20 protein-coding genes and 2 pseudogenes are annotated in these 18,046 nt (G+C 43.3%); 8 read left to right on the top strand and 14 right to left on the bottom strand.

The genetic code is table 11. The annotated features are described in order from the left end of the window. Positions 1-400 precede the first annotated feature (400 nt). Complete coding sequence (locus RMZ95_RS29515; RefSeq protein WP_322683258.1) at positions 401-586, top strand: hypothetical protein; 186 nt, start codon at positions 401-403, stop codon at positions 584-586. Between the two features lie 725 nt (positions 587-1,311). Here RMZ95_RS29515 and RMZ95_RS29510 read toward each other — a convergent pair. From RMZ95_RS29510 to RMZ95_RS29500, 3 genes are all read right to left on the bottom strand, one after another. Beyond that, on the bottom strand, positions 1,312-2,040 hold the full coding sequence (locus RMZ95_RS29510; RefSeq protein ID WP_322683259.1) for a KilA-N domain-containing protein: 729 nt from the start codon (positions 2,038-2,040) through the stop codon (positions 1,312-1,314). Between the two features lie 59 nt (positions 2,041-2,099). Further along, positions 2,100-2,504: a KilA-N domain-containing protein gene (locus RMZ95_RS29505; protein WP_322683260.1), complete on the bottom strand. Its 405-nt coding sequence runs from the start codon at positions 2,502-2,504 to the stop codon at positions 2,100-2,102. Positions 2,505-2,597: 93 nt separating this feature from the next. Further along, positions 2,598-2,888 carry a hypothetical protein gene (locus RMZ95_RS29500; RefSeq protein ID WP_322683261.1) on the bottom strand — a complete coding sequence of 97 codons (291 nt, stop codon included), beginning with the start codon at positions 2,886-2,888 and terminating at the stop codon, positions 2,598-2,600. Positions 2,889-2,904: 16 nt separating this feature from the next. On the opposite strand from RMZ95_RS29500, the gene RMZ95_RS29495 reads away from it, so the two are divergent. From RMZ95_RS29495 to RMZ95_RS29480, 4 genes are all read left to right on the top strand, one after another. After that, positions 2,905-3,099, top strand: coding sequence for a hypothetical protein (locus RMZ95_RS29495; protein ID WP_322683262.1), 195 nt, complete (start codon positions 2,905-2,907; stop codon positions 3,097-3,099). Between the two features lie 202 nt (positions 3,100-3,301). Next, complete coding sequence (locus tag RMZ95_RS29490; RefSeq protein WP_322683263.1) at positions 3,302-3,559, top strand: hypothetical protein; 258 nt, start codon at positions 3,302-3,304, stop codon at positions 3,557-3,559. 50 nt (positions 3,560-3,609) lie between these two features. Further along, entirely contained in the window at positions 3,610-3,840 is a 231-nt protein-coding gene (locus tag RMZ95_RS29485; protein WP_322683264.1) for a hypothetical protein, read from the top strand. A gap of 493 nt (positions 3,841-4,333) precedes the next feature. Then, entirely contained in the window at positions 4,334-4,720 is a 387-nt protein-coding gene (locus RMZ95_RS29480; RefSeq protein WP_322683265.1) for a hypothetical protein, read from the top strand. A gap of 111 nt (positions 4,721-4,831) precedes the next feature. Here the strand turns inward: RMZ95_RS29480 and RMZ95_RS29475 are convergent, their stop codons facing one another. From RMZ95_RS29475 to nifB, 8 genes and pseudogenes are all read right to left on the bottom strand, one after another. Further along, the gene (locus tag RMZ95_RS29475; RefSeq protein WP_322683266.1) at positions 4,832-6,238 is read right to left on the bottom strand and encodes a site-specific integrase; all 1,407 of its coding nucleotides are present in this window, start codon (positions 6,236-6,238) and stop codon (positions 4,832-4,834) included. A gap of 98 nt (positions 6,239-6,336) precedes the next feature. Next, positions 6,337-7,251: pseudogene (locus RMZ95_RS29470) on the bottom strand (nitrogenase component 1); the annotation flags it as partial. Between the two features lie 150 nt (positions 7,252-7,401). Then, on the bottom strand, positions 7,402-8,295 hold the full coding sequence (nifH, locus tag RMZ95_RS29465) for a nitrogenase iron protein (protein WP_322674540.1): 894 nt from the start codon (positions 8,293-8,295) through the stop codon (positions 7,402-7,404). 348 nt (positions 8,296-8,643) lie between these two features. Next, the gene (locus RMZ95_RS29460; protein ID WP_322683267.1) at positions 8,644-9,000 is read right to left on the bottom strand and encodes a group 1 truncated hemoglobin; all 357 of its coding nucleotides are present in this window, start codon (positions 8,998-9,000) and stop codon (positions 8,644-8,646) included. Positions 9,001-9,222: 222 nt separating this feature from the next. Continuing rightward, complete coding sequence (gene nifU, locus RMZ95_RS29455) at positions 9,223-10,122, bottom strand: Fe-S cluster assembly protein NifU (RefSeq protein WP_069073113.1); 900 nt, start codon at positions 10,120-10,122, stop codon at positions 9,223-9,225. Between the two features lie 148 nt (positions 10,123-10,270). Further along, positions 10,271-11,476 (bottom strand): cysteine desulfurase NifS, encoded by a 1,206-nt coding sequence (nifS, locus tag RMZ95_RS29450; protein WP_322683268.1) that lies wholly within the window; start codon positions 11,474-11,476, stop codon positions 10,271-10,273. A 27-nt stretch (positions 11,477-11,503) separates the two neighbouring features. Beyond that, positions 11,504-11,857 (bottom strand): 4Fe-4S binding protein, encoded by a 354-nt coding sequence (locus RMZ95_RS29445; protein ID WP_322674536.1) that lies wholly within the window; start codon positions 11,855-11,857, stop codon positions 11,504-11,506. Positions 11,858-11,976: 119 nt separating this feature from the next. Beyond that, positions 11,977-13,428, bottom strand: a complete 1,452-nt coding sequence (gene nifB / locus RMZ95_RS29440; RefSeq protein ID WP_322683306.1) for a nitrogenase cofactor biosynthesis protein NifB — start codon at positions 13,426-13,428, stop codon at positions 11,977-11,979. A 1,128-nt stretch (positions 13,429-14,556) separates the two neighbouring features. Between nifB and RMZ95_RS29435 the strand changes: the two genes are divergently transcribed. Next, the gene (locus RMZ95_RS29435) at positions 14,557-15,135 is read left to right on the top strand and encodes a Uma2 family endonuclease (RefSeq protein WP_322683269.1); all 579 of its coding nucleotides are present in this window, start codon (positions 14,557-14,559) and stop codon (positions 15,133-15,135) included. Positions 15,136-15,203: 68 nt separating this feature from the next. Here the strand turns inward: RMZ95_RS29435 and RMZ95_RS29430 are convergent, their stop codons facing one another. Then, the gene (locus tag RMZ95_RS29430) at positions 15,204-15,545 is read right to left on the bottom strand and encodes a XisI protein (protein WP_322683270.1); all 342 of its coding nucleotides are present in this window, start codon (positions 15,543-15,545) and stop codon (positions 15,204-15,206) included. Further along, on the bottom strand, positions 15,527-15,817 hold the full coding sequence (locus RMZ95_RS29425) for an element excision factor XisH family protein (protein WP_409884101.1): 291 nt from the start codon (positions 15,815-15,817) through the stop codon (positions 15,527-15,529). The genes RMZ95_RS29430 and RMZ95_RS29425 overlap by 19 nt, the downstream gene beginning before the upstream one ends. 9 nt (positions 15,818-15,826) lie before the next feature. Between RMZ95_RS29425 and RMZ95_RS29420 the strand changes: the two are divergent. Next, positions 15,827-16,159, top strand: a pseudogene (locus tag RMZ95_RS29420) (zinc-binding dehydrogenase); the annotation flags it as partial. 90 nt (positions 16,160-16,249) lie between these two features. Here the strand turns inward: RMZ95_RS29420 and RMZ95_RS29415 are convergent. Further along, positions 16,250-17,590, bottom strand: a complete 1,341-nt coding sequence (locus RMZ95_RS29415) for a PQQ-dependent sugar dehydrogenase (protein ID WP_322674533.1) — start codon at positions 17,588-17,590, stop codon at positions 16,250-16,252. Between the two features lie 158 nt (positions 17,591-17,748). Between RMZ95_RS29415 and RMZ95_RS29410 the strand changes: the two genes are divergently transcribed. Beyond that, complete coding sequence (locus RMZ95_RS29410) at positions 17,749-17,922, top strand: hypothetical protein (protein WP_322683271.1); 174 nt, start codon at positions 17,749-17,751, stop codon at positions 17,920-17,922. Positions 17,923-18,046: the final 124 nt, after the last annotated feature.

The following is an 18,046-nucleotide window of genomic DNA, read 5'->3' as shown; positions in this document are numbered from 1 at the left end:
AGATGTTTCCTCTAAGTTTCGCGTGGTTTATTTTCGCGGAAGCCTTAAGGTTTCGCGTATTTTTCAACGTAATTTGAAGTTGTCGCTGTTTTTAGTGACTGACCGCTGACACTCCCTATCGGCCCTTAACCCTTGATAGATTTCTCGTTAATTAAAACCGAATGATTTCACATGAGATTTCCCCGAACCCTATAGGGGTGTGGAGAATATTAGCGCATGAGTTTTGAGTAACTTCAGTGATTCAAGCTTTAGTTACGTAAAGGAAGCCTTAAGGGTTCCGGTTTAACTTACACGAATGCAGAGTGTAGGCTTTGCAGATGTTTGCCGACGGGATGGGTTAAGGCTCCGCCAGGGTGATCGCGTTACGGACAATCTACAGCGTGTTCTTTTTTAGAACCCTATGGGTGCTAATCAACTTTTTGGTGTTTTATCAGCAGTGCCCATTGCCGCACAACAACGGCTAAACTTTAGGGTTTGTATGAATTTCTTTTACCGAGAGCCTACCGCGATCGCCCGACGTTTTTGTACGCAATCGGCGGCGGCTGGTCTTGGTGCTGCACGTTGCAATAACTTCCAACTTCATTAACTAGCTGTTGGAAGTTGGAAGTCAGAAGTCGGAAGTCGGGGAGCGTTGTAACGAGCGGTGAGCGATCGCGCACGCGGGGATGCTGTGTCCTGTCGATTGTGTTTACACAAAATTATTTTCAGAAAAGTTTGGCAAAACTAATGGATCATCTGGATCATCTGGATCAAGCCAGTCATAGCAAGGCTTTGAATATGATCCATTAGATTTTTTTTCTAATGGATCATAATGGATCATCTGGATCACTGACAGAAAAATGTAACTCTGTACACCCGTTAATCTTTGGTTTACTCGTGTTAGCAACACTTGGATGTGCTGTTTTAAACTGATATCTGTCTAAGTGAGCCAGATGATCAGATTTTGACACACCTCCACAGGGTGCGTCACATTTCTCAGTTGGTAAGAAAATTTGACAAAATCCGTGGTTTATCTGGATCACTGATAAAAAAATGTATTTATATACACCTGTTAATCTTTTACTCACTCGTGTTAGCAACAGGTGGGCGTGCTGCTTTAGACTGATTAAGGTCTGGGTGATCCAGATGATCCATTAGATTTTTTTCTAATGGATCATATTCAAAGCCTTACTGTGCCTGGGTTGATCCAGATGATCCAGATGATCCATTAGATTTCCAAAAGTTTCCAATTTTTATTTTTTAGGTAAGTCAACTTTATCGCTAAAGAATACCCCCCAGTCACGAACAGGGGGGTGTGCTAAAAACCAAGTCTCAACTTAATTTTGATCGTCTCGGACACTCTTTTGTTGGTACAAAGTTTCTTGTATCGATAAACCTCCGAAACGTCGGTTCAAATCTCTGCTGATTCGCAGCATCCATTAAAGGATAGGTATTGACTACAGCTAGAGCCGTAACGATTTGTTTTGCATCCTCACGTTCGACCTTGATATCAAGCTCTAGATGAAGCTTGACTTTGAGAGACTGTAATTCTAAAGGACTCCCACTTAATTGAATTTCTTCAGTAAGAGTGTTGTAACGTAACTTATCTCCCCAAGCGTCTCTGATCGTGTAAAAGGCTCTCATTAACTTAGAGTTGAGAAACTCGTAACGCTCCTGAACTGCCTTGTTGATGATGTCCAGCCCCTCAGTCGTTTCCTGCCTTGAGGCAATGTCAGCAGCAAGCGTTGGGTCAGCCTTGGCATACCTGATAAAAGTCTTGGCTACATAGTTGGCGAAGGTTGGATCGAGGTAGCTGGCTAGGTGAACTGCCATGATTGGGTGAACCCAAGTTACCCAAGTTTTACCTACGCGCTCAACAATCCAGGGTTCAGCATTTGACTCTGTAATTCTCAAGTCCTCTGATCTAGCCTTGGTTTCTGGCAACTGCTTCCACTTATCAAGTCTAGATTCAAAATGCTTACACCACTTGGTAGCATTGATGTATTCGTCATCTCGTTGTGCATCTTGCACCAAATTGCTAAACTGCTCTATTTGTGACATATAAATTTCTCATTGTTTTTAAAATGTTAGGCAATCCCCGCTCAGGCGTGGATTGCTTTTTATGCCTCGTAGCGCTCATAGACTACCTTGTTAATGATGTTCAGCCCCTCGGTCGTTTCCTGTCTTGAGGCAATATCAGCAGCGAGGGTTGGGTCATTTGCGGTATACCTGACAAAAATTTCAGCTATGTGGTCGTTGAAGGCTGGATCAAAGTAGCTCGTTAGGTGAACTGCCATGATTGGGTGAACCCAAGTTACCCAAGTTTTGCCTACGCGCTCAACAATCAAAGGTTCAGCAATTGACTCTGCAATTTTCAAATGCTTTAATCTAGCTTTTGTTTCTGGCAACTGCTTCCAGCTATCAAGTCGATACCCAAAAGACTTACACCATTCGGTAGCATTGATGTAGCCGTCATCTCGCCGTGCGCCTTGCAGCATTTTGTCAAAATGTTCTATTTGTGACATACAATTCTCCTCATTTTTAAAATGTTAAGCAACCCTTGATTAGGCAGGGGTTAGTTTTTAGTTCAAAGGATCGCCCCTGCCAAGGCATTTTAATTACATCGGCTCTAGCAAATAGCCTTCTAGTTCATCCCATCCATGATCCTCTGGCTCAAACTGTGGATGCTCTTCTGGAAATTCGACAGCATACATCCAATCAAACCCAGACCATCTCAAGCCTATTACCGTGACCGGATGCAAAATTTCACCCTGCTTCACTTTCATCTTGTGCAGCACGGTTTGACCAATGTAATATTCGGGCTTGCTGAATTCTTTACTCACTCGCAAACGCCAAAACTTTGACGCTTGACGAAAATTGCCCAAAGTGGGCGCGTCTAACGCTATCATTCTTATTGCCTCCTTAATGGGACTGAACAACTGGCAAGGGGGAAGTCGTGCCAGTCAGAGGACTTCGACCTCCTCTGCACTGGGGCGCATTCAAGCGCTGACTTCATTTGTAGTATCAGGTACTGGAATCATTGAACCAGACTTCGTTTCAAAAAGCGATCGCTTACGCCATCGCGCTATTTTTGGGACAGATGATCATTTATCTATCTAATGTGGGTAGGAGAGAACTAGGGGGGCGATACGACACTACGATTTACTCGCTGCAACCAAAGTTTACTACTGTTTACTTTTTTGTCTACGACTAGCTTAAGCTAATTACTGAAGATTGTCAACGATACTGTATACAAAGCTGTGGACAAATCATTATAGTTGACCTAATATGTCAACCATAGGTGTTTACAGGCAGTCTACAAATGCGTGGTAATATAATTTCATTTCGCTTCGACGATGCTGAGTTAGAAGCACTGCAAGCTTTACAGACTCCAGAGGACAAATCCCCAAGTCAGACAGCTGCAAGATTAGTAAGGGGTTCATTTAGTCGGTCTATAGCTGTATCTACAAAAACTCCAGATGTAGACGTACTGGAAGCGTTTAAGCAAGAGGTGGCAGCGAGTTTTAGTGAAGTGCGATCGCAACTGGAGGAACTGCGGGGAAAATTGAAAGCCCGGTAGTAGAGGAGAATAGCACTACCGGGCAGCCAAGCAACGTTGAGTCAACTGTAGTGAACAGTGAAAACATCGACCAGTTACAGTCCCAAGTCAAAAGCCTGGAGAGGGAAAACCAGCAACTCAGGCAACAGTTACAGACAACAGGTAATTTCGCGCAGCCGGACTATGAAGCAACCCGCGATCGCACACTCAACAAGCTAAAAGTTGGCAAGCAATCAACGGCAGGAAAGGCGATTGAAACCTTTATTAAAGAGCTTACGCGTGGGTCAATCGGCTCTCTATAACCTGACTTAAGTAGCTCAGGTGTGCGTCTACAGTGCGCCTACACCTTGTCTACAGTTGACCTAAGTAGCCCATGTGTGGCACACGTCTAGCTTATATATGCCACATGTCATGCTCATGTGTGGCACTATTGAAGCTCAATACCTCATCTCTCATCTGTCTACACTGTCTACAGAAAAATTGCCCTAAATTTAGGGCTGTAGACGGCTAAAAACCGCTCTGGATAACGTTTTTAGCCACTGTAGATAAATTTTTTAGTGTAGTCTTTAACAGAAATTCACCGAAGATAGGTTTTTTTTTTCTAATACATTGCCCAAAAACGTAGCAGTGCTAATTTAACAGCTTATATCTGGCACAATATTAAACTTAATTTGCTAAAAGCTAAACTGTTCACAGAAACTTTAAAGTAAGATCAGTACCCTTGCTGTATCTGTCTTTAGGAGCGACAAAGTAGAAATGAAGTAACAAATTTTATTCTCCTAACCAGTATTTTTTATGAAATTTTCGTCTAAAGTCTTGGCAGTTTTCACTTCTTCTTTAGGCTTATTTTCAATCAATTTTGCTGTTTCTCTACCTGCTCAAGCGTCAGTTACATGTGAAGGTGGGACAATTAGTAATTATTCAAATGGTTCGTTGGCAAGTTGTATTCTTGGACAAGATACGACCGTGCAGGTTTACAGCCCCAGTTCTGGATCATCTAATTTTGAGTGCCAAGCCCAAAAATTTATATCTTTTGATGACAAAGCACAGTTTACGAGTTGCCAACTTTCACAGGAAATCCAACTTAGAAAAAGTAACTCAACTGAAACATGTCCGGCAGGATATAAAGTATACGTTTCGGTTTCAACTAACGGTATTCAGTCCATTACTTGTAGTCCCTAAGAGGATGTTTTAACTGGGGGCATCGCAGGCTAGTCAAGTCTAGCTTGACTAGTCAGAGTTAGACTGAGCGTTGAGCTTGGCTTTGAAGTATTGCCGCTTGAGTTTAGAAAGTTAAGTAGATAGCACCTCACTAATTTGATGCCGTGCCAGAGCTTGCCTGAGATATTTCACCTCAGCCCTTAACCGTGCATTTTCTTCAATCAACGCATCGACACCATCTTTTTTATCTACCGCCTGTTTAATTACTTTCTTCCGGTTCTCCAAGCTGAACCACTTCTGATAAATCTCAGTGTGAATCTCTACAGAATGCCCCAAGTTATCAGCAGCAGCTTTAATTGGAATGCCCATCATGTGCGCTCGAATCGCCCAAGCATGGCGTAAGTCATAGGGCGTAAACGGAATATTTACGCGCCTAAACCAGGATGAACAATTAACCCGAATAGTGTTGATATCTGTAAAACTAGTTCTGTTATCAGTTTGAGCTTTTAACAGTTCCAGACACTCTACGTTTTTTAAATCAAACAAGTAAACCCATTCAGGATGTAGCGGTAAGGCTTCTCTGTAACCAGTCTTAGTGTCTGGATGAACTTTCCATGTATTATCTTTATTTTCAGGACTCAACCACCAATCAATTTCAGGATTTACAAACAGTTCTCTTGGGCGTAGTCCATAAGTAGCAAGCATCCCATATACCCATTCCCACATCTTCCAACTGTCTAAACAATTCTTTTTAATTGTCAAGCTCCTAGTCAATGAATACCGATGAAAAGATTCATGACATTTGATGATATCCTGATCGCTGGGGATATCCCTAGCCTGACTTTTGGGTTGTGTGGCTTTTAAATGTTCAAGAGTGAAGCTAGTTAAATTAAGAGTTGATTTTAAAACTTTCAACGATTTAACGGCGCTGTATCTGGCAGTATCTCTCGTCAACTCTGCAATTTTTTTGTCAATCTCCGATTGAGTCAATAAAGTATCTACCCCAATCAACCGCCGTAAATAATCCTTGTAATAGAAAAAGGTGTGTTTACTTTTTTCTGTTAATTTGTGTGTTTTGAAATACTCAGTTTCAAATTCTTCTAAAACTTCACCAAGGGTTTGATGTTTGTTGCTGACCCTAGCTGTTTTGCCCAGATATTTATCAGTCCATTCAAACTGTTTACGGGCCATCAGCTTGCCTAGCTCGTTTGCCTCTTCCTCTGCTGTTTTTAACCCGTCCAAGCTTGCAGGGATATTTAGCGAAATCTTGTACTGCTTAAAACCAAGTCCTTTTGTGTCGCGATCACCCGGTTTGATTGGTAGGGATGCTTGCAACTGAATAGTTTCCCGTGCCACGACCAAGCCCACTTTCACCTTGGCGGCTTTTAGCCGAGCCTTAGTGTCTGCCAAACCTTTCTCAAATTTGCGTTCCAGATGCTGCCGAGTAGCCTTCATGTATTTCTGCGTTCCTAGATAGCTGCCATCGGTAGATGCTGGCGGAGTGAAATCTTCAAAAACGTCCTGTGCCTTGCTTTTCATTGTGTCTTAAATGTGTCTTAAAATTTAGTCCATTTAGAACAATGTTTAAACTAAGCAAAGTTAGACGTGGACTAAATCCTGGTATCACAAAGTATTAAATCATATTTCGCACAGGGTATACCGTAAGCTTCTTCCATGTGACGGCTGATGTAGTTCATCGACCGATAACAGTGGATGAGGTTCATCTTCACATTGGGGGTCATCAACATTTCGTTGATGGTGCCATCACCTGACCACTGAGCGACTACGCGCAAGCCGATTTCTTCTAACAGGATGCGGCTAGCCCAAGCATCTCCACCGATGTTGTAGTCACCAATGATGGCTACATCATAAGGAGTACCTTCAAACTGAAGTGTACCGTCTTTTTTCGCTTGGTCTGCTCTGGTGAAAACCCAGTCACGAACCATGTCGTTAGCAATGTGGTGTCCCAAAGATTGGGAAACACCCCGGAAGCCTTCGCAACGAACAGGTACAACTGGCTTGCCAATTTCTTTCGATGTCTTCCGAGCAACTGCTTCGATGTCATCCCCAATTAGACCGATGGGGCATTCTGATTGAATGGAAACACCACGGTTGAGGGGGAAAAGTACATCAAGTTCTTGGATGAGCTTGGTAAGTTTCTTGTCACCACCAAAAACGATATCTCGTTCTTGGAAGTCAGAAGTGAAGTGCATGGTACCAAAGGTGTCAATACCTGTGGTGCCGATGTAGTAGTTACGACGACCAGACCAAGACCAGTAACCGCAACCTACAGGCCCGTGGCTGATGTGGATCATGTCCTTAATAGGGCCCCAAACCACACCTTTAGAACCGGCGTAAGCACAACCACGAGCGGTCATTACCCCAGGAAGGGATTTGATGTTAGACTTAACGCCGCAATCGGACTTACCTTCTTCGTATACGCCTAAGTGCTTTTCCCGTTTTTTCTTAGCTTTATCGGGGTAAGCGTTTAGAACTTCTTTAATTAGTTCTTTTCTTTCTTCGATGATGTTTTGATTTTCTGGAGGTGTCATATTTAGCCTCTGTGACTTGTAAGGATCGGGGCATAGGGGGACTAGGAGTCCCCTCTAAGGTTAGGGGGGAGATGCAAGTGAGAGGGGAAAAGGTAAGATATGGAACTCTTCCTTTTTCCTTGTGCTAAAGCGTTATTTATTAGCAGCGATTTATACTACAGGAGCTTCAGCAGCACTCTTACCAACCAACATTGCGGTATTTTCGTCGCTTTCGAGGATACCGAATTCAATCAACAATTCTTCTAGTTCTTCCATTTCGATGGGTGTAGGAATAGCTAGATTCTTGTTGTCGATAATTTTTTGAGCCAATGTCCGGTATTCGTTAGCTTGGTTGCTTTCTGGTGCGTACTCGTTAACAGTCATCCGGCGCAATTCTGCGTGTTGAACGATGTTGTCACGGGGTACGAAGTGAATCATTTGGGTGTTTAACCGTTTTGCCAAGGTTTCGATTAGTTCGATTTCTCGGTCAGTGTTACGGCTGTTACAAATCAAACCACCCAAACGCACGCCACCTGTGTGTGCATACTTAAGAACACCACGAGCGATGTTGTTAGCAGCATACATCGCCATCATTTCACCTGATGTCACGATGTAGATTTCTTGTGCCTTGCCTTCACGGATAGGCATTGCGAAACCACCGCACACAACGTCACCTAATACGTCGTAAGATACGAAGTCTAGGTCTTGGTAAGCACCATTTTCTTCTAAGAAGTTGATGGCGGTGATGATACCACGACCGGCGCAACCTACACCGGGTTCTGGACCACCAGATTCTACGCAACGAACGTCACGGAAACCGGTTAACATTACTTCTTCGAGTTCGATATCTTCTACTGCACCACGTTCTGCGGCGAGGTGAAGAACGGTTGTTTGAGCTTTGCTGTGCAGCATCAAACGGGTGGAGTCAGCTTTAGGGTCGCAACCGACGATGAGGATGCGTTGACCCATTTCTGCCATAGCTGCCAAAGTGTTTTGGGAAGTGGTAGATTTACCGATACCGCCCTTACCGTAGAAAGCTATCTGTCTAATGTTTTCGTCTGTCATGACTCGTATTTCCCTGCAATTGGTTGGTTAGTGGGTCTTTGCTTTTGTCAGTTGCGTTCACGCCAGTTGAGCGACAGTAGTGAGCGCGTGTAGAGCATCGTTGGTAGCGTTGGCATAAATGCCTGCTGGGGGCGATCGCTCCACAGCCAAAATTATTGACAGTAAGTTCATCGATCTTCCTCGTTAAAATTTTTTTCTTTTGGTTTTTTGTCCTTTGTCCTTTGTCATTTGTTCTGACAAAGAACAAAGAAAAATACGCGATTTACAAATACGTCATAATGTGTTTCAGCTTGCAAGATTCAATAGGACTTGATGTTGTTATTTGTCAACAATCAATGCTTAGTCCTATTACTTGTTCAAAATAGCGCCCTTCATATTTGTGACGCGATCTAGTGCAGCTTTGGTGTCATCTGCTGATACACCACGCACAGCCATTGCTTCACCGAGATGCTTGGCGATCGCATCGAAGTGTGGTTGCTGTAGGTTCATTCCAGCGTGGGTTTTGTCCAATGGACGACCGCCGTATTGCTTTGGCCCTTCAAATATTTGAGCTAAGAAAGCAACTAGATGATTGCGTTGCTTGGCCATGTCTGTACCAGCAAAAACGGGAGCGAGGAGGCTGTCAGTAGCGATGCGTTTGTGGAGTTCATCTACTACTTGTTCAATAGCTGGTTGTCCACCAATGTTGTCGTACAATGTGCTCATATCCTGTTCCTTTGAAGCGAGTTGGATGATGAAATTTGCAAGTAGGCGCTTAATCTTTTTGCCTATATGCTGTTAGCCGTCATAGCTAATTTAGCTATCGGTTGCTGGTAGGATTGAAGCATTGATGTGGAGACAATTATATGGTTCAAATCCTACTTTCTGTTCCTGGCTGAATGCATATTAGAGCGTATTTGTAGAATACGTTAAGTCCTACAGCAATTCCTAAACTGCTTCGACTACAAGGCTCTTGCTGACACGATCTTGTAATCTGGCTTCGATCGCAATTTTTAGAGTTGCTGTACTACTAGAACAGGAACCGCAAGCACCTTGCAGTACAACTTTAACGCGATCGCCTTCTACATCATAGAGTTCTACATCTCCCCCGTCTGCAATGAGTACGGGTCTGACTTCTTCATCAAGAACCTTTTGAATTAGAGCAATCTTTTGGACGTTGGTTAGCGCTCGTTCCTTAGATGTAACAATTTCTGTGGCAACTTGTACGCCGTAATTGTTGAGAGCAGGTGAGGCGTATTCCTGTTGAACTGATCTTATTATATCATCGATGTTCGCCAGACAGGAACCGCATCCGCCACCAGCTTTCACATAATTTGTTACTTGCTCGGCATCCGTGAGATGATTTTCTAGAATCACGCGGCGAATCTTAGACTCGCTGATGCCAAAGCAACTGCAAACTAATGCACCTTCATCATCATCATCGTGGGTAGCTAGAGGTATGCCACGATAATTATAGATAGCGGCTTCTAGCGCTTCTTGTCCCATCACAGAGCAATGCATCTTTGCTTCTGGCAAACCACCAAGGTAATCTGCAATGTCTTTATTGGACACTTTCAAGGCTTCATCTAAAGTTAAACCTTTGACCATTTCGGTTAATGCACTAGAAGATGCGATCGCACTAGTACAACCAAAGGTTTGAAAGCGAGCATCTAGAATCTTATCAGATTCCACTTCCACTTTCAGGTGCAATCTCAGAGCATCACCGCAAGCAATGCTGCCAATTTCACCCGTTGCAACCTTAACTCCAGCTTCGCCCGTTTCTTCAATTTCTCCCTGATTCTTGGGATCGTAAAACAGTTCTAATACTTTATCGGTGTAGTCCCACATAACTTTTGTCCTTTGTCCTTTGTCATTTGTCCTATGTCATTTGTCCTTTGTCATTTGTCCTTTGTCCTTTGTCACTTGTCCTTTGTCACTTGTCACTTTTCTAAAACTAATGACTAATGACCCATGACTAATGACCAATGACCAATGACTAATGACTAATGACTAATGACTGTCCTTGCAACCAACCTGCTTCATCATTTTTGAAGGGTGAGAGGGCGCGTAAACGTTCTACAATACTGGGCATTACCTCTATCACTCGATCGATTTCGGCTTCTGTGGTGTAGCGACAAAGACTGAAGCGGATAGAACCGTGCAAAGTTGTATAGGGTAAGCCCATTGCCCGCAGGACGTGGGAGGGTTCGAGAGAACCGGAGGTACAAGCAGAACCGGATGATGCACAGATACCGTATTTGTTCAATAACAGTAGAATTGCTTCACCTTCGATGTACTTGAAGCCGATATTGGTTGTGTTTGGCAATCTCTGCGTAACGTCACCGTTAACGACACAATCGGGAATTGTAGCAAGTAAAGTTTGTTCCAAGCGATCGCGCAGCTTTCTTTCTCTTGCGATCGCATCTTCTAAGTGTAACAGTTCTAGTTCCGCAGCTTTGCCCAAGGCGATAATTGCTGGAACATTCTCTGTTCCCGCCCTACGTCCGCGTTCTTGGTGTCCCCCAAGAATGAAGGGACGGAACCGAACTCCGCGCCGGATATATAAAGCACCAATTCCTTTAGGCCCGTGCAACTTGTGACCAGACAGGGTTAACATATCTACAGTGCTAGTCTTCATATTCAACGGGATTTTTCCCACTGCTTGCACCGCATCTACATGGAAGATAGCGCCATATTCTTTTACACGCAACCCAATTTGTTCAATCGGGAAAATCGTTCCGGTTTCGTTATTAGCATACATAATTGTCACCAAGGCGGTGTTACCCGTCAAGGAAGCTTCTAGTTCATCTAGATCCAGCTGCCCTTGATGATTTACTGATAAATAGGTAACACTATAACCTTGGGTTTCTAATTGTTTGCAGACATTGAGTACTGCTGGATGTTCTACTTGAGTAGTGACAATATGTCGCTTTTCTGGTTGCGCTAACAATGCGGCTCGAATCGCCGCGTTATCTCCCTCAGTTCCACAACTTGTGTAGACAATTTCTGACTCATCGGCTCCGAGGATGGCTGCAAGTTGTTCTCTTGCTGTTCTCACTGCTTTACCGACTTGCCCACCAAAGGTATGCATACTGGAGGGATTGCCGTAATAATCCGTCAGGTAAGGTAGCATTACCTCTATAACTTCTGGGTCTACCCTAGTGGTGGCATTATTATCGAGATAGATGCAGTTATTTTGCATTGTTGTCTTCTAATTACGAATTACGAATTACGAATTACGAATTATTTGGGGTTGGCGCTTTTGCAACTGTTCGGAGTATTTCTGGGAATAACAGTTAAACCAACGTTCCCAGTAATCTTGTTTATTTGTTAATTTAGCAACTACGCGGTTGTAATTGGTAAACCAGCCTTCCCAATAATCGCTAGGCTGCTTAACGCAACCGTCGCATGTGGGACAACCAGCTTTACACTGAGGCACGGTATGAATGCTACCAATACAGTTTGTACAAAGTTCAGGGTCAATCCAGTGCTGTCCGTCAACCACTTTAACTGCATTTGTGGGACATACCGTTAGACAGAGATTGCAGGAAATACACTGGCTAGTAAGAATTTTGTAAGCCATGATTTATTCTCCTTTTTGGGAATGAATGGGGCATTGGGCATTGGGCATTGAGGATTGGGTTTAGGGGAGGGCATTGAGGATAATTCTTATCCCATGCCCCATGCCCTATGCCCCATGCCCTATTCGTTATTCCCTAATTGCTTAACGTATTGCTCGTAGAACTCCAAAGCAACCTTTTCAATTACGTCGTAAGCTTCAATAGTCTTGATTCCAGCTTCTTGCAATTTTTCTTGAGGACAGTTACCAATCTTGGAAACTAAAACTGCTTTGCAATCTGCGATCGCTTTCATAATATGCTCAAAAGAAGCTTCTTCGCCGTATCCACCTTGGCAGTATTGGTCAATTTTGCGATGACCGACAAAGCGAACTTCGTTTCCACCCACTTCGTAAATTTGGAATTCTTTCGCATGACCAAAGTGTTGGTTAACTAATCCGCCGCCTTTGGTTGCTACTGCAACTAAAACTTTCGGACTATTGGCAACTTTCTTACCAGCTAGCGCCTTATCTTTGGCTACTTTAAGTTCTTCTTTGAACTTCTCAATTCCTTCGTGAACAGTAGCGCGTTGTTCCATGTCATATTCGGGAGCCATTTCCAAGAATTTCTCTTTGGAAAACTCCTGACTGCGGTCTTCTCCCAATAATCCGACTGCATCGGCACGACACTGGCGACAGTGACGCATCATTTTCATGTTACCTGAGCAATTGTCTTGAACTTCTTTGAGTTCTTTGGGTGTAGGGCCGCGTTGACCGGTTAAACCGAAGTGTGTGCCATGTTCTGGTGCAGAAATCAATGGCATGATGTTGTGCAAGAATGCACCTTTCTCACGAATGACTCGATTCACTTCGACTAAGTGATGGTCATTAATTCCGGGAATCATTACGGAGTTGACTTTGCACAAGATATCAGCATCTTTCAAAGCTTGCAATCCTTCCATCTGTCTTTCGTGGAGGATTTTTGCACCTTCAAGACCTCTATAACGCTTGCGTTTGTAGTGAACCCAAGGATAAATCAATGCACCGATCTCTGGATCTACCATGTTAATGGTGATCGTAACGTGATCTATATTTAATTGTTTAATGCGATCGATGTAGTCTGGCAGCATTAAACCATTGGTTGATAAGCACAGCTTGATATCTGGTGCTTGTGCTGCAATCAACTCAAATGTGCGGAAGGTTTTTTCTGGGTTCGCCAATGGGTCGCCAGGGCCGGCAATTCCCACAACTGTCATTTGAGGAATCTTACCACCAATGACCAAAGCTTTGTGTGATGCTTCTTCTGGTGTTAGCAATTCGCTAACTACTCCAGGACGGCTTTCGTTAGCGCAATCATATTTGCGGTTGCAATAGTTGCATTGAATGTTGCAAGCTGGTGCAACTGCAACGTGCATCCGCGCATAGTGGTGATGAGCGTCTTCGCTGTAGCAGGGATGTTTAGCAATGCGTTCTTGGAGCTTTTCGTCCCTTTCCACGGTGGCGCTGCTGGGGCTGTCGCAGCCGCAACCACCTGATTTTGCTTGGGTTGGCGATTCCGTAGCGTCGGAGTTGAGGAGTCGTGTAGACGGTGATGTCATTGAGTTTCGCAAAAGGTCGGTGGACTTGGCTGCCACTGTGGGAGATGCTGTTGCTACTCTTTCATGCCCAGAATTGAAGTCGCGTCTTCCACACTGCCTGCAAACCCTTGGGTGAGGGCGACTTGTTTTCAAGTAAAGCAGGCGATAGATATCTGATGTTCGGCTGGTGTGTGTCAACGTTCGGTTCTTGGGTAGAATTTGTGCTTACAGCCGCGACTTCTCTTCACTTCAGGCATGGTGCTATGTCATCCCTCCACTCACTCTTCGCTTTGTTTTGTTTCAGAGCGTTAGGTGATTGGCGATATAAGATTTATAGCAGCCGTCTCCCAGCCAGATGTTGCGTCTCTCTAGGATAGAATTTATTGGATTTATTACTTTTGTACTCAAATACTAAAAACTCTAATTCTTCAAGGATTACAAGAATTAAAAAAGTTTTTTTTAGGTAGGGGTTCTAGTATTTTTTGGTTGGGGTTCTAGTGTTTATAGATGGGGGTTCAGGATTTCTTTGTACTCAGCTAAAACCCAATCCCAGCAATAACTTTAACTAACTTGAAACTAGGTTTGGGTTATTTAAATGTGTACTCAGATTTCCCTCCACTTTCGTCAAAAGCAATAAATGACAAGGGTTTGAGGGTGAAAAACTGGAGTAGTCTATATCGTTCTACTCCAGAAACGTGCGAAATTCAATTCTGTATCTAACATATCATTTTTTTGAGGGTAAAAATGCAATTCATATTTTTTTAATTTTTGCTTTGACAATCATATTCAATTGTGGTTCTAAGTCTTGTCTGGTAAGCCATATAAGCTGTTGCAAATAGGTGTGTTGCTGCACATAATTTTCAAAAAACTTAACTTTTAACTCCTTTTTTTCATTCCCACAATGAGGAGATGGGCAGGAAACTCTCAGGTTTTGTGTTTGAGAGAAACAACAAACTATAATCTAACATGATTGAGCGATCGCAATGATTTTTCTGAATTGCTCATTACAAACCTTAGCAAAAACCTCACCCCCTAACCCCCTTCCCGACGCTCTAAGGGGAAAATTTTAAAGTCTCTCTCCTTTTAGGAGAGAGATTTAGAGAGAGGTTTAAAAGCTACAATCAAACCAAACGTGAAAAAATCTTAGTTATGATAGCCATCCCTCAAGAATCGTCAAAAATGACCGTTGAGGAATATCTCGAATGGGAACCTCAGCAAGATGTTCGCTACGAATATGCAAATGGCGAAGTGTTTGCTATGACAGGCGGTACAATTCCCCATAACGACATTGCACTCAATCTCTACAGACCTTTGTACTCCCATTTGCGTTCCAGGGGTTGTCGAGTGAATGTGTTAGACGTGAAAATGCAACTCACTCCCCAGAGTCGCTACTATTATCCTGATGTTATTGTCAGTTGCGACCCTGAAGACCTCAATGCCCGCAAATTTATTCAACATCCCAAGCTGATTGTCGAAGTTCTTTCCCCAGGTACAAGCGCTAAAGATCGGGGTGAAAAATTTACTTACTATTTGACAATCCCCAGTTTGCAAGAATATATCTTGATTGATTCGGAACAAATCTCTGTCGAACGTTACTGTCGGAGTGAGGGTAGGATGTGGCTTTACTATCCCTACACAGCTGGAGATATGGTCACTCTATCGAGCATTGAGTTTGAATGTCCAATTGAATTGCTGTATGAAGGTGTTGTATTTACCACCGAAGAATGAAGAATAAAGAGAATGTTCTTTATTATCTTGTAAAAAGCGATGTCTACGACGGGCTGCGCCTACGCACCTTAAGCAACTGCATAGCCTGTGTAGGGTCTTAACTCCGGTGGACGAAAGCCAAGGACGATGTGTTCTTTAGGAATTCCAGCCCGTTCTAAATCGGCGGCAATGCCTTCTTCAGTGCCATCCCGTTGAATCCAGATTTTGCCATCAATCAGGTCAATATGAACCAGACAGCCATGAATGCGGCGATCGCCATTCCAACCTAGATCCATCCATAAATAGCGATCGCGGTTTCGATCGAACACCACTTCTGATTGAATATCCGCATAGGAATAACTCAGTGAAGCATATTCACTGAGGATAGTTTCAATCACCTGGCGATAGTGGTCTAATTGGGTACAATCCATTGTTTGATGACCTCCTGTTTTGGATCGAATGTAATCAGTTTTAAACGATGATTTCTTAATAAAAGCTTGCCAATGGGTTCTTCAAACAAATCATCAAAAACTCTGTTAGGCACTGCAAGATATAACATTCGCTCTGGCTCCAACTCAATTAAGATATCCTGATATAAAATATACTGGCCTAACGCTTTTTCTAAATCATCAACATCCGATCTGCCGCTAAAACTTTTAATCTCAACTGCAATTTTGTATTCTGCCTTTTGCGCCGCTAACAGTTATCTAGCAAGCGATCGCTCTCTCAAACTAAAAGAGTCCTCAAACCCAATGGAATTTATATCACCACACTACCCAGCCCCGAAGTCTTTTTAGAGAGCGTCTTAACAGCGTTTCTTCCCGGTCAAAAAGCCAAATTTATTTTGCAAAAACCCAACACTCAAGATTTGATTTATTTGAAAGACTTGATTGAAGCGGGTAAAATTCGTGTGGTAATCGATCGCACATATCCCTTACAAGAACTAGCAGCGGCTCATGCTTATAGCGAAACGGGCCGTGCAGTGGGAAAAATTACCTTGGTGCAGCCCGTCGTAGACATCGCAGTTATTACCAACAACATTTAAGTTATCTCGGTTGCCTTTGTATACTCCTGGAGTCGTAAGAAAAGACTAGGAAATTCCGCCATTAGGGTCTTTGTAGACCTTAATCAGTTATCACGGCGTGTAGGAAAGCTTATAGATAGCGCCGCTATAGTCATCCGAAATTAACAAATTACCTTGCTGGTCTACTGCCATATCCACGGGTCGCCCCCAGGTTTCTTGCGTTGCTGGAACTACCCAACCGGTGACTAAATCTATCTCTTGTCCTGGGGTTTTTGTTGTACTGTTCCAGGGAAAGTAAATTATTTTGTAGCCCGTTTTCTTCTGCCGATTCCATGAACCATGCAGCCCTGCCACTACCCCATTTGAGTATAGGCTGGGAAAGTTGGTATTTTGTAAGAATGTTAGTCCCAAGGGAGCGGAATGGGCTTGGATACCTTTGCTAATCCTGTCCAGTGTATTGCAATTAACACTTCCATTAGCATTGAACTGATAGTCGCGGTCAAATGGCATATTGTCAAGGCCATTTGGGGTATAAGGATTGGGATTGCAGAATGGCCAACCGTAGTTACCGCCATCTCGAACTTTCGTGAACTCCTCTGGTGGGTGGTTGTCTACGTAGGAGGGGATAATCTTACCGTAATTGCCACTGCTATCGTTGAAAGGATAGGCGATGTTATCTCGATTATTAACGACTACCCAAAGATCGTTTGTGCCAGGTAAGAATGCTAACCCTTCAGCGTTACGTAAACCTTGAGCAAAAAGCCGCTGATTGGTTCCATTAGCGTTGTACTGGTAAATTGCACCACGCTTTGGATTACTGACAGTATCTTCTTTACAGGCATTGCATGTAGAGGCGATCGACACGTACAGTTTGTGGTTGGCATCAAGTGCGATATTTTTCAGTTCGTGACCATAAGCACCTTTGAGTTCCCGCGTGCTGCCGTCTGGTAAACCAGTTACAACGATTTGACGATTTTTCGCTACTTTATCTCCAGAGTTGTAAATGAAGCGGTTAATTTGATGAGTCTCAGAGATATAAATGTATGTGGTGTTGTCAATTTTATGAAACACAATGTCGTGTGGTTTGCGTAGACCCGTTACGAAGTCAGAAATAATCGGGTCTTTGCTGCCATTTGGCCGGACAATTAACACTTTACCGGAACTGGGCTGTGATACTAGAAGATCCCCATTGGGAGCAACTGCCAGAAAGCGAGCTTTGTTAATGCGAGCATAAACAGAGATAGAGAATTTGGGCGGCACTTTCAAGTAACGGGTAGTATTAAAGGGCCAAGAGGTCATTGTACTAGGCACTTTCAGCTTGGTTTCAACAGACGCAGGGGGCGGTTGACCGATCGCTGCGGTGTTAAGAACCTCTAAGGACATCAAACTAATTAGCGATGCAGATAGTATGCGTCCAAGTATCTGTGTTGGTTTTAAAGTAAATGCAACCATTTTGAACTTCCCTCTAGCTTAATAGCGATCTGTGTTACATATAATTCTCGGCTAGCCGATTTTACCGAGAGTCTGAACAAAACTAACTCAGAGGTATTATTTTTTGGAAATATTTAAAATATCTTTATCTACTGCTATATTTTCTAACTTATCAAAAAATGGGTGAACCGATAAAAAAGGCAGAGCGATCGCTCTTGTCAACTAAAATATTTCTCAAGCTACTTAGCCTCGAAATCATTATGCAGAGAGTCTTAACAGCCTTCCTTTCCAGTCAAAAAGCCAAGCTTGTGTTTGACGAACCCAAGGCTGAGGACTTGGTTTTTCTCAAATAGTGGTAATTGATTGCACGTATCCCTTGGTATAACTAGCGGCGGCTCATGGTTGTAGCGAGGTAGTTTACGAATCTGGTTTTTACCCCACCCTAACCCTCCCCTTGGAAAGGGGAGGGAACTAGAT

It is taken from the genome of Nostoc sp. DedQUE07, from assembly GCF_034530975.2.
Lineage (GTDB): Bacteria > Cyanobacteriota > Cyanobacteriia > Cyanobacteriales > Nostocaceae > Nostoc.
This window is presented reverse-complemented; position numbering and strand designations above follow the sequence as displayed.